Source organism: Pseudomonas sp. FW300-N1A1 (assembly GCF_058789115.1).
In genome coordinates this window covers 82,787-93,679 of sequence record NZ_JBYTBK010000015.1, presented here as the reverse complement: position 1 = coordinate 93,679, position 10,893 = coordinate 82,787, and the positions used below count along the sequence as shown (strand labels likewise).

At 58.1% G+C, this 10,893-nt stretch carries 13 protein-coding genes and 1 pseudogene; 4 read left to right on the top strand and 10 right to left on the bottom strand.

Annotated features, from left to right (window positions below; all coding sequences use genetic code 11):
- Nucleotides 1-111 precede the first annotated feature (111 nt).
- Together AC3WQN_RS13080 and rlmF are read left to right on the top strand one after the other, a co-directional pair.
- On the top strand, nucleotides 112-591 hold the full coding sequence (locus tag AC3WQN_RS13080) for a hypothetical protein (protein ID WP_103399837.1): 480 nt from the start codon (nucleotides 112-114) through the stop codon (nucleotides 589-591).
- Between the two features lie 241 nt (nucleotides 592-832).
- Nucleotides 833-1,864: a 23S rRNA (adenine(1618)-N(6))-methyltransferase RlmF gene (rlmF, locus tag AC3WQN_RS13075; protein WP_103399838.1), complete on the top strand. Its 1,032-nt coding sequence runs from the start codon at nucleotides 833-835 to the stop codon at nucleotides 1,862-1,864.
- Between the two features lie 99 nt (nucleotides 1,865-1,963).
- On the opposite strand, the gene AC3WQN_RS13070 is transcribed toward rlmF, so the two are convergent.
- The gene (locus tag AC3WQN_RS13070) at nucleotides 1,964-2,245 is read right to left on the bottom strand and encodes an HU family DNA-binding protein (protein ID WP_007905514.1); all 282 of its coding nucleotides are present in this window, start codon (nucleotides 2,243-2,245) and stop codon (nucleotides 1,964-1,966) included.
- A 396-nt stretch (nucleotides 2,246-2,641) separates the two neighbouring features.
- On the opposite strand from AC3WQN_RS13070, the gene yejK reads away from it, so the two are divergent.
- Nucleotides 2,642-3,646: a nucleoid-associated protein YejK gene (gene yejK, locus AC3WQN_RS13065; protein WP_103399839.1), complete on the top strand. Its 1,005-nt coding sequence runs from the start codon at nucleotides 2,642-2,644 to the stop codon at nucleotides 3,644-3,646.
- A complete protein-coding gene (locus tag AC3WQN_RS13060; RefSeq protein ID WP_103399840.1) occupies nucleotides 3,646-3,996 on the top strand; it encodes a glutaredoxin family protein in 351 nt (116 codons plus the stop codon). The genes yejK and AC3WQN_RS13060 overlap by 1 nt, the downstream gene beginning before the upstream one ends.
- 218 nt (nucleotides 3,997-4,214) lie before the next feature.
- Here AC3WQN_RS13060 and AC3WQN_RS13055 read toward each other — a convergent pair whose 3' ends face one another.
- The 9 genes and pseudogenes from AC3WQN_RS13055 to AC3WQN_RS13015 form a co-directional block, all read right to left on the bottom strand.
- Nucleotides 4,215-5,150: a glutathione S-transferase family protein gene (locus AC3WQN_RS13055; protein WP_103399841.1), complete on the bottom strand. Its 936-nt coding sequence runs from the start codon at nucleotides 5,148-5,150 to the stop codon at nucleotides 4,215-4,217.
- Nucleotides 5,151-5,202: 52 nt separating this feature from the next.
- Nucleotides 5,203-5,460 (bottom strand): annotated as a pseudogene (locus AC3WQN_RS13050) (tyrosine-type recombinase/integrase); the annotation flags it as partial.
- A 163-nt stretch (nucleotides 5,461-5,623) separates the two neighbouring features.
- A complete protein-coding gene (locus AC3WQN_RS13045) occupies nucleotides 5,624-6,301 on the bottom strand; it encodes an RES family NAD+ phosphorylase (protein WP_103399842.1) in 678 nt (225 codons plus the stop codon).
- On the bottom strand, nucleotides 6,301-6,708 hold the full coding sequence (locus AC3WQN_RS13040; RefSeq protein ID WP_103399843.1) for an MbcA/ParS/Xre antitoxin family protein: 408 nt from the start codon (nucleotides 6,706-6,708) through the stop codon (nucleotides 6,301-6,303). The genes AC3WQN_RS13045 and AC3WQN_RS13040 overlap by 1 nt, the downstream gene beginning before the upstream one ends.
- Nucleotides 6,709-7,065: 357 nt before the next feature.
- Complete coding sequence (locus AC3WQN_RS13035) at nucleotides 7,066-7,386, bottom strand: GIY-YIG nuclease family protein (protein ID WP_103399844.1); 321 nt, start codon at nucleotides 7,384-7,386, stop codon at nucleotides 7,066-7,068.
- A gap of 41 nt (nucleotides 7,387-7,427) precedes the next feature.
- Nucleotides 7,428-7,898 (bottom strand): nuclear transport factor 2 family protein, encoded by a 471-nt coding sequence (locus tag AC3WQN_RS13030; RefSeq protein WP_103399845.1) that lies wholly within the window; start codon nucleotides 7,896-7,898, stop codon nucleotides 7,428-7,430.
- 99 nt (nucleotides 7,899-7,997) lie between these two features.
- Nucleotides 7,998-9,314: a CynX/NimT family MFS transporter gene (locus AC3WQN_RS13025; protein WP_103399846.1), complete on the bottom strand. Its 1,317-nt coding sequence runs from the start codon at nucleotides 9,312-9,314 to the stop codon at nucleotides 7,998-8,000.
- The gene (locus tag AC3WQN_RS13020; protein WP_103399847.1) at nucleotides 9,304-9,963 is read right to left on the bottom strand and encodes a FadR/GntR family transcriptional regulator; all 660 of its coding nucleotides are present in this window, start codon (nucleotides 9,961-9,963) and stop codon (nucleotides 9,304-9,306) included. Before AC3WQN_RS13020 ends, AC3WQN_RS13025 begins: the two co-directional genes overlap by 11 nt.
- A 154-nt stretch (nucleotides 9,964-10,117) precedes the next feature.
- On the bottom strand, nucleotides 10,118-10,882 hold the full coding sequence (locus AC3WQN_RS13015; protein WP_095077659.1) for an amino acid ABC transporter ATP-binding protein: 765 nt from the start codon (nucleotides 10,880-10,882) through the stop codon (nucleotides 10,118-10,120).
- Nucleotides 10,883-10,893 lie beyond the last annotated feature (11 nt).

Here is a 10,893-nt window from a genome sequence, read left to right as displayed (position 1 = left end):
AAATATATAAATATAACCTCCCCCACTAAACAACTCGATAACATCAGCCCTCCAAAGTAGATAGACCAACAACACACTTCAAACAAACAACACTGAGAAAGGAATTTCAGTATGAGTAGCAATCGACAAAAATCATTCCTCGCCACACTGAGCTTTTACGGCAAGCCAGTAGGCATCAGTTTGCATCGCGGCAATACCGCTCCCGTCTGGGGGCAAAAAAATACGGGGACAGCAGACATGCTGTACTTTCGATGTACAGATGACTGGTACACACTTTACATTCGGTCCGAGGGAGACCACTACGGCAAGACCATAGACAGGATCGGCAGCTTTTTCACTTGCAGTACAACACCTGACACCACCACATTCAAGATCGTAAGCAAGGAACGGAAAACACTGACACTGGACGACCTTAAAACCGACAATGAAAACATATACCTGTTAACTCGAAGTGGCCTGCGAATCAATGCCGAGTATGTGTTCGGCGACGAACCACAAAGAATAATAGCCGACGGACAGGTGAATATAACTTTCGACCTGAACATTCTTGAGCGCAACGCACCTTACTTGAGTAACCCAGACGAAGTTTGAAGTCCCGTCCTACCCGCTTAATCCCAATACTTCGGTTAGCCCCTGACACACAGGGGTTAACGCCTGCAAACGCAGAGTTAATCCGCACATCGAAACAAGCACATCACTGACGGGACAGAGATGCTGGTAACAAAAAGCAAGTCCGTCAAAGACAGGTGCTTCAGAATCCATTCAGACACGCGACTATCTCATCTGTGGGACAATACCCAGCACATTGAACCTCTCCCTGAATCGACTTCCCATGACAGCCCCCAGCAAACCCAAAGCCCCGCGCAAGAAGCCCCACGCGTCAACTCCCGCCAAAGCCGCGCCCCCACGCGAGAAGGCCAGCCTGCACCCGCGCAATCGCCACCAGGGTCGCTACGACTTCCCGGCGTTGATCAAAACCACGCCAGAACTGGCGAAGTTCGTGATCATCAACCCCTATGGCAAAGAGAGTATCGACTTCGCCAGCCCCGAGGCGGTGCGGGTGTTCAACCGGGCGTTGCTCAAGTCGTTCTATGGCATCGCCCATTGGGACATTCCCGCCGATTACCTGTGCCCACCGGTTCCGGGGCGCGCCGATTACGTGCACTTCCTCGCCGACCTGCTGGCCAACGGCAACGACGGCGTGATCCCGCGCGGTGCGGCGGTACGGGTACTGGACATCGGCATGGGCGCCAACTGCGTCTATCCACTGATCGGCCACAGCGATTACCGCTGGCAGTTTCTCGGTTCGGAAATCGATTCGACCGCCATCGCCGCCGCCAAGGCCATTGTGCAGTCCAACGGCCTGAACAAATCGATCCAGTTGCGCCAGCAGGCCAACCCCAAGCAGATCCTCCTGGGCCTGCTTGAGAGCGCCGAGCGCTTTGACCTGACCATGTGCAACCCTCCGTTCCATGCCTCCCTGGACGAAGCGACACGGGGCAGCACCCGGAAATGGCGAGCATTGGGCAAGGCTGACCCAAAACGCAAACTGCCAGTATTGAACTTCGGTGGCCAGGCAGCAGAGCTGTGGTGTGAGGGTGGTGAAGCACGCTTCGTGACACAACTGATCAGCGAAAGCGCTCAAGTTGCCCAGCAGGTGCTGTGGTTCAGCACACTGGTGTCCAAAGCCTCGAACCTGCCAGCCATTCAAACCGCACTGAAAAAAGCCGGTGTGCTGGAAAGCCAGGTCGTGGAAATGTCCCAGGGGCAGAAGCAAAGCCGCTTCGTTGCCTGGACATTCCAGAGCAAGGTGCAGCAACAGGCCTGGCGTCAGGCGCGGTGGGTCAAGGCCTCAGCGGAGTAAATAGACGTGTTGCGGCGATTTACCTTGCGTAAATCGTTGTAACGGACACAAAAAAGCCGTGCCCGGATCGCTCCGCGGCACGGCTTTCTTTTATGCGTCTTACTTGTTAACAGCGTCGGTCAGGCCTTTAGCCACAACCAGCTTGATAACTTTCTTGGCAGCGATTTCGATGGCTGCGCCGGTCGAAGGGTTGCGGCCGGTACGGGCAGGACGCTCGGTCACTTTCAGCTTACCGATACCTGGCAGGGTGATTTCGCCGCCGTTTTCCAGTTGATCAGCAACGATTTGGCCCAGTTGGTCCAGTGCGTTACGCGCGGTGGTTTTTGGCGCGTCGATAGCTTCAGCGATATCGGCGATCAGTTGGTCTTTAGTAAGAGCCATGTAGTGTTCCTTCCCTATCAAATTCATATGGATTGCAGAGTGCAGTGTCAGCCATCGAGCCCGATCTTCTGGATCTGGCACCCTCGGCTACAACACCGACGGGTCGGGGTTATAGATGCCGAAATCAGGGTTTGGTTCGACCTGACAAATGCTGAATGCACGCTTAACGCAGTGACTTCGCGTAAGACGGGGCAAAACTAGCACAGAGACGGGGAAATATCCGCCTCTACCTACCCATTTGGTCAGCTTTATTGCTCTAAATCGGGAAAAAACCGCATAAGCCCGGCCCGACTGGCCTCAACGGCCGTTCAAGCACCGCCAAAACCGGCAGGTGCGGTACACTGGGCACTTTTTCGGGGGAGCACGCCCTCCTCCATTCATTGAGCCGAGAAGCCCATGCCGATCCGTCATTGCATCGTCCACCTGATCGACAAAAAACCCGACGGCACCCCTGCAGTTCTCCACGCCCGCGACTCGGAACTGGCAGAGTCCACCGCCATCGAGAACATGCTCGCCGACCTCAACGAGAGCTACAACGCCAAACAGGGCAAGGCCTGGGGATTTTTCCACGCCGAATCCGGTGCGCACCCGTTCAGCGGCTGGCTGAAGGAATACCTCGAGGGCGGCAAGGACTTCACCGCATTCAGCCGCATTGCGGTGGAACACCTGCAGAAGCTGATGGAAGAGTCCAACCTGTCGACCGGTGGCCACGTGCTGTTCGCCCACTATCAACAGGGCATGACCGACTACCTGGCCATTGCCCTGCTGCACCACAGCGAAGGCGTGGCCGTGACCGACCAGCTCGACGTGACCCCGTCCCGCCATCTCGACCTGGGCCAGTTGCACCTGGCGGCGCGGATCAATGTCTCCGAGTGGCAGAACAACAAGCAGTCCAGGCAGTACATCTCGTTCATCAAGGGCAAGAACGGGAAAAAGGTGTCGGAGTATTTCCGCGACTTCATCGGCTGCCAGGAAGGCGTCGACGGCCCGGGCGAGACCCGTACCCTGCTCAAGGCCTTCAGTGACTTCGTCGAAAGCGAAGACCTGCCCGAAGACGACGCCCGCGAGAAGACCAAGACCCTGGTCGACTACGCCAGCAGCCAGGCCAAGCTCGGCGAGCCGATGGGCCTGGAGGAACTGTCCGAACTGATCGACGAAGAACGTCCGAAAGCCTTCTACGACCACATCCGCAACAAGGACTACGGCCTGTCGCCGGAGATTCCGGCAGACAAGCGCACCCTGAACCAGTTCCGCCGCTTCACCGGCCGCGCCGAAGGCCTGTCCATCAGTTTCGAAGCGCACCTGCTGGGCTCGAAAATTGAATACGACGAAGAGGCCGGCACTCTGATCATCAAAGGCCTGCCGACCTCCCTGACCGACCAGCTCAAGCGTCGCAACTGATGCTCGCAGGCGTCCTGAAGAAGTTCCTGCTGATCCTGCTGGTGGTAGTGGCCTACCAGAACTGGGGCAAGATCGAGCGGGTATTCAATCCCTCGCAAGGGGTGTCCGCGCAGATCCAGGCCAATGCCAGGGTCACGCTCTATGCCACCGAGTGGTGTGGCTACTGCAAGCTGATCCGGCGCTTTCTCGACCAGAAAGGTATTCCGTACCAGGAATTCGATATCGAGAAAGACGTTGATGCGCGCAAGGCCTATGAAGCATTGGGCGGCCGGGGCATTCCAATGCTGGATGTGAACGGCACCTTGATTCGCGGGTATGAACCCGAGGCGATCCTGGCGGCGCTGAAATAAACCATCAGGCTTGCACAACCCTGTTTGGACCGGGGACATGGGTACCCCTGTGGCGAGGGAGCTTGCTCCCGCTCGAGTGCGCAGCGCTCGCAAACAGGTAAACCGGTTACCTCAGGCAAAACGCGAACACCGTTTCTACGATGGCTTCGCCCGAGCGCGGGCCGGCCGGCGGGAGCAAGCTCCCTCGCTACAAAGGCCCGCGCCCGACTCAACGACTGTCAGCAGGCTTCGATACGGAACCCAAAACGCGGGAAGTGCACATGCACCAAGCCAGCCCGCTCGTCTTCGCGACGCACAATCAATTCTTCGCTGCCGGCAAACAGCAGCTGACCTTCAACCGGATCAACCCCATAGTCAGTGGCGGCAATCACCACCTGCTGACCCGCCCTGAAGCCGTTTGGCTCATTGAAAGGTTCATCCGGCAAGGCCGCCGGTTGTGAGTCCCGAGCTACCTGCAGCGCCTCTTCGGCCGTCATCTCGCTGAACGCGCCGTGCCCGAAACCCAGCACCCGCCCCAGCCAGGCCGACACCGCCGGATAGGCATCGACCAAGGGCGAGGTCACCGGCGTGCCCTTGAGGAACCACAGCGGGTGAGCCATGGCGAAGTCGGCAATCGAAGGCTCGCCGAACAGGTAGTCACCCTCCTCGCGCTGCAATTGCTGCTCAAGGCGCGCCATGATCGTCGGCCACTGATGCTTGGCCTGCTCGGCCGACAAGCGAGTGGCACTGCCACCGCTGAACAACCCGGCACGGTCGGCGACAAACGCCTTGACCGCGTGCGGTGGCAACTTGCCGAAGCGCACCGCGATCGATTCCGGCTGGAACACCAGGCTCACCGCATGCTGGAACACCACCGAGTCAGCCCAGGCCGCGAAGCTGGCGGTGATCATTTCCCGGCCTTCCGGGAAGAACGCCGGCAGGGCCTTTTCCTGCTCAAGACGCCGCGCAATCAGCGCCGTATCGCAATAGATATCCGCGCCGACCTGCAATACCGGGGTCCTGCGATAACCGCCGGTCAGCGCGGTGAGGTCAGGCTTGGGCATCACCGGCGAAATATTGACCGAGCGCCAGGACAGGCCCTTGAAGCCCAGCAACAGGCGGGCCTTTTCCGCGAATGGGGAAGCCGGGTAATGATGAAGAATCAGATCCAACATTGAGCAATCCTCGGTCGACATTTCATTAAAGCCCTTATAGAACAAGGGAAATCTATACTTCTTGAGTTGTTTCCTGTCTTTCAGAATTTCTCGCAATGCCCACAAAGTGTCCACATCGATCAGCAATGGGGTTCAATTTAACGACCTCGGCCAAATGCCCCGGACTAAAATGCGCATAGCGTATGGTCATATCCAACGACGAATGGCCCAAAACTCGCTGTAACGTGAGGATGTCGCCACCGCTCATCATGTAGTGACTGGCGAACGTGTGTCGCAGAACGTGAGTCATCTGTCCCTTGGGAAGATGCAATTCAAGCTCAACCGCAGCCACCGAATCGATGTGCGATCTAGGAAATAAAGGAACGGAGCGCGGCGGACTGTAAGCCTTACGTTTCGGTGCCCACAGCCTATTTTGGTTGGCGTTGTTATTTTTCAAAAAACTAAACAGGAAATCTCCCTGATAAGTCGACCGATCAAACCGGATTGACCTCGAATACAAAGGAGATTTTTTGGATACTCGCATCCCAAACGTAGCGGAGATGCTTCCCTTGATTGGGGATCGAGATGGCCGGTGGGCGGAAGGCAGCGATGCATTCATGGCCGTTTAATCGAACACTGTTGTAAAGCAGCCCCCATGAAAGCCGTTCCCGTAACTGCATCGCGAAAGCTTGTGCAGGGCTATAACAAGCAGGGTCCACATCGTGAAGATGTGGAAAGTTAACGCGAATATCGTGCATCGGCTTCACAACTTGGTTGACGTAAGTACGCATGGTCAACTCAATGTCTGGCTCATTGGTCGCGGCCAGAAATCTTTCTTGGTGATAACTCGTTTCCGCAATAGCAGCAGCTTGGCTATTGGCCGCGTAATAAACACCATAGGTGCCATTGGTGAACCGGCTGACTTTTCCAATGTGGGTGAATGCAGCCATGACCGGTGTCGCCCCGGGCCCTGAGACTCGATCCTCAGGGCGTACTCTGGACAGCACTCCGGCTTCCTCTACAAGCCGGTCATTAGTCAGGCCCTCCAGCATATAGGCTATATCCAGATCTGCTGGGGCCAGGACGTCTTCGAACAGCGTTATCGGGGGAAACGAGCTGTTGATCATGCGGTACGCCCGATCCCATTGAGGTGTTGCCAGCTGTGGCTCCATTAACCTCGAACTCCATCCAGGTACCGGCGAACATCCGCAATATCGATGACGCGACCCACCAGCATGTAACTGAGAGCGGTTTTTCCATTGAAGGGCGCAGCCGTGTTTGGGCTATTTACCCAGCCGTAGGCCCGTTCTCGATGGTTACTGAAAATGATGCTGAGCGCCTTATGGATGCCCATCAAGTACGAAATACGCTCCAGCATGTCATGGGGCAAGCGTACGTTTGGAAGCGTTTTGTACTTATAAAATGTCGTGTTACTGATTGCCCCCAAAAGCGCACGTTGTTCTTCCGGTGTACAGCCCCAGTGCTCCATGAGATTGAAGAAAAACGTCAGCGCCACACGACCAGCCTCGGGAGTGTCAGGGCGGTGGATGACGCGTTGGGTGGTCGATGGCGTAGGCATGTGGATTGGTCTCCGACTCATTGAGTGCTGGACTCAGGTTAGTACAGATGCGGAAAAAATTAAATATTTTATTCGCATTCGAATTGATTCGCTCATGTCAAAGCCTGTGCTTGGGGGCGGTCTGACGGAGCGGACTGTGTCCACGTTTTGTCCACGTTGCGCGGTAAAGCTTTCTGAAAATTGTAGAAAACATCCCGTAAAGGCCGGTTAATACGGAGTTTGATCAGGGGGTGATGGGGTTGCTAGTTGATGAAGAATCAACTCGGACATGCTGGTTCCGCCGCTTGTGTGAGGAATTGGCAGCTTAACGCGCAATCGGATAGCAGCCTACCCATCCGCCCGATGGGCACTTATCAGTCAGGTTGATAAGCCGGCAGCGGCGCTCGCCACCAGGCATTCCTTGGCGCTTTTCCTGAGTTTCTTGATCAGGCGCTCCTGACGCAGCGCTTCGCTTTTGTCGCGGCAGATTTCGGTATAGACCAACTCCACCGCCGGGCTTGAGAGAAAAAACCGCGCCCCCTTGCCGCTCTGGTGCTTGGCGAAACGCTTGACCGGATCATCGCTGATGCCGCAGTACAACGAACCGTTGGCCGCGCGAACAAGGTAGACGAACCAGGGTTTGCCGAGCGCAATTGCAGGCTTTTCAGAAAGGGGGGAGGTATCGCTCAGGGTGCTCACGTGACGCTCAAGACTAAAAAGAAGACAAGGCTGCGATCTTATCAGCGACCAGCCTGGAACGCCTTCAAACCCTTCAAGGCCTGGGCCCGAACGGCGTTGCGCACCAGCGGCGTCCAGCCCAGCAACAGCCCTTTGAAGCCCAGGGCCTGACGCGACCAGCGCCACAGGTCGAAATGATCGTGGTGCTCGCAGATCTTGCCGTCACGGAACACAAAACGCGCCTGGATATCGTTGACCACCGTGTTACCGGTCTGGCTGAACAGGTACGTAGCCACCCAGTGAGCATTGCCCGTGCGTTCGTCGGCACGCACGCTGTCGAAGGTCAGGGAGAAGTCCTTGGCCCGGGTGGTGAGCATCCGCCACATGTCGCCGGCATCGCGCCCGCGCAACTCGCCAAAGGCCGGATCACTGAACACCACGTCCTCGGTGTAGCAGGCGCTCATGGCCTCGGCATCCAGCCGCTGGAAGGCTTGATAGAACTCAGTGATCAAGGCGCGGTTGGCGTCATTCATGGGCAGGCTCCGGGCAATCGAAAGGTACCTGGACGATAGTCTGCAAACGTCGGGAAAACTACCGGTATTCGCCAGGCAAATACCGGCAGTGTGTCGATCTCACAGCCTTTCGCTTTCAACCTGCACATACCGCGACCGACCGGCACCTAGCCCGGCGATGATCGCACCGAGGCCTATGACCCCGAAAATCCAGCCCACCGCGGTCCAGCCACCCGTCCAGTCATGCACGATACCGACCGCAAACGGCCCCATGGAGGCCAGGGTGTAACCGAAACCCTGGGCCATGCTCGACAGGTTGGCCGCTACATGGGCATCACGCGAACGCAGCACAATCAAGGTCAGGGCCAGGGCGAACGTAGCGCCCTGCCCCAGTCCCAACAGAATCGCCCAGCCCCACAAGCCTTCGATCGGTGCATACAGACAACCAAACAGCCCGCCGAGGGTCATCAACATCACCAGCACAATCGCCAGGCGCTGATCCTTGCCACGCGTGGCCAGCCAGGGAGCTGCCAGTGAACTGGCCAACTGCACGATCACCGAGCCGGACAGCACCAGCCCGGCCTGGGTCGGCGTCAGGCCACGGCCAATCAGGATCGACGGCAGCCAGCCGAACACGATGTAGGCCAGCGACGATTGCAGGCCCATGTACAGGGTCACTTGCCAGGCCAGTGGATCGCGCAGCAAGCCGCGCACCCGATACGCCACGTTGTGCGCGCCCTGTCGGCTGCCGACTTGCGGCAGCCAGAAGATCACGGCGACCAGCGCCGGGATCATCCAGAAGCCAAGCCCCAGCGCCCAGCGGTCGCCGAAATGCTCGCTCAAGGGCACCGTCGCACCGGCGGCCATGGCGGCGCCCAGGCACAAGGCCATGGTGTACACGCCGGTCATGGTGCCAGCGTGCCTGGCGAAATCGCGCTTGACGATGCCCGGCAACAACACGCCGATCACGCCAATGCTGGCGCCCGCCAGAATGCTGCCGGCAAACAGGCCGATCTCACCGAAAGAACTGCGCAGGACTATCCCCCCCGCCAGGGTCAGCAGAATCCCCAGGACCACCCGTTCGGCACCAAAACGCCGTGCCAGCACCGGCGCCAGCGGGGCAAACAGGCCCAGGCACAACACTGGCAACGTGGTGAGCAAACCGGCCTGGGCCGCCGACAACCCGAGGTTCTTCGACACATCGCTGAGCAATGGCGCCATGCTCGACAGCGCCGGGCGCAGGTTCAGTGCCACCAGCACCAGCCCCAGCAACAACAGCCACGGGCGACGCAACACCGGATGGCTTTGCTGGACCTGTTCGTCATCGGCCTCGGCATCGATCAGCAGCTCTTCGAGCTCCGTCGAACGTTTGGCCTGGGCCGTGCTGTTGGGGGTCGCCTGCTGGCTGGACATGGGGTTCTGTGTCTCACGGTTCATTGATCAACTGCCGGCAAATGGCTTTGGCCCGCTGCGGGTCGCGCTGCTCGACGGCATCAAGCAGATCGATATGCAGATCGAACACGGCTTGACGCCTGGGGGTGATGTTCAGGGTCTCGCGCAGTTGCGCGCCGACGATGCTGGAGAAATAGCGATACAACTCGCTGAGGGTCGGGTTGTGTGCGGCGTCCACCAGGAGGCGGTGGAACACCATGTCGCACGCGATGTAGCTGTCCAGATCACCATGGTAGTGACTGCCGCTGACACCCAGCGCTGCACGCAGTGCAACCAGGTCTTCATCGGTGCGGCGCAACGCCGCCAGGCCTATGGCCTCGACTTCCAGAATGTGCCGGGTCTCCCGCGCCTGCTCGTGGGAGCAGCGGGACAAGGCTTTCATCGTATCAAGCGGGTCAATCACCGCCCGCAGGTAACTGCCGTCGCCCTGACGGATTTCGATCAGCCCGGAAAACGCCAACACGCGCATGGCTTCGCGCACCGTGTTACGGCTGATGCCCAACTCACTCGCCAGCTCCGGCTCCGTGGGCAGGCGCTGGCCGACGGTCCAGGTGCCGGTGTTGATACGCAGGCGCAGCTGTTCAAGGGCCTGATCGACCAGGGAACGCTTAACCAGCGGGGAGGTGTCTGTCATGAAATTCGCCCTTTCATCCAATCATAGGATGAATTTTCTGGCATGTTAGTCAGGTTAATCCGACAGAGCAACGGGTTACCGGGGGATGATCAAAAATCGAGGGCAAAAATAAACCCGGAACACTGTCCGGGTTTATTTCATTACCAAGCCTGGATCAATGCAGGATCTGGCTCAGGAACAGCTTGGTGCGCTCGTTCTGCGGGTTGTCGAAGAAGTCGTTCGGCGCGGCCTGTTCGACGATTTCGCCCTTGTCCATGAAGATCACGCGGTTGGCCACGGTGCGGGCAAAGCCCATCTCGTGGGTCACGCAGAGCATGGTCATGCCGTCTTCAGCCAGGCCGATCATGGTATCGAGTACTTCCTTCACCATCTCGGGGTCGAGTGCCGAAGTCGGTTCGTCGAACAGCATGATTTTCGGCTTCATGCACAGGGCACGGGCAATCGCCACACGCTGTTGCTGACCGCCGGACAGTTGCCCCGGGTACTTGAGCGCCTGCTCTGGAATGCGTACGCGCTCCAGGTAATGCATGGCAATTTCCTCGGCCTTGCGCTTGGGCATCTTGCGCACCCACATCGGCGCCAGGGTGCAGTTCTGCAAAATGGTCAGGTGCGGGAACAGGTTGAAGTGCTGGAACACCATGCCGACTTCACGGCGAATCGCTTCGATCTGCTTGAGGTCGTTGGTCAGTTCCACGCCATCCACCACGATGCGGCCCTGCTGGTGTTCTTCCAGGCGATTGAGGCAACGGATGGTGGTGGACTTGCCGGAACCCGACGGGCCGCACAGGACGATACGCTCGCCCTGCTTGACGTTGAGGTTGATGTCTTTCAACACGTGGAACTGGCCGTACCACTTGTTGACGCCCTGCATCTGAATAATGCCTTCAGGGCTCACAGGCTGTTTGATCGCTTCACTCATAAACTACGCTC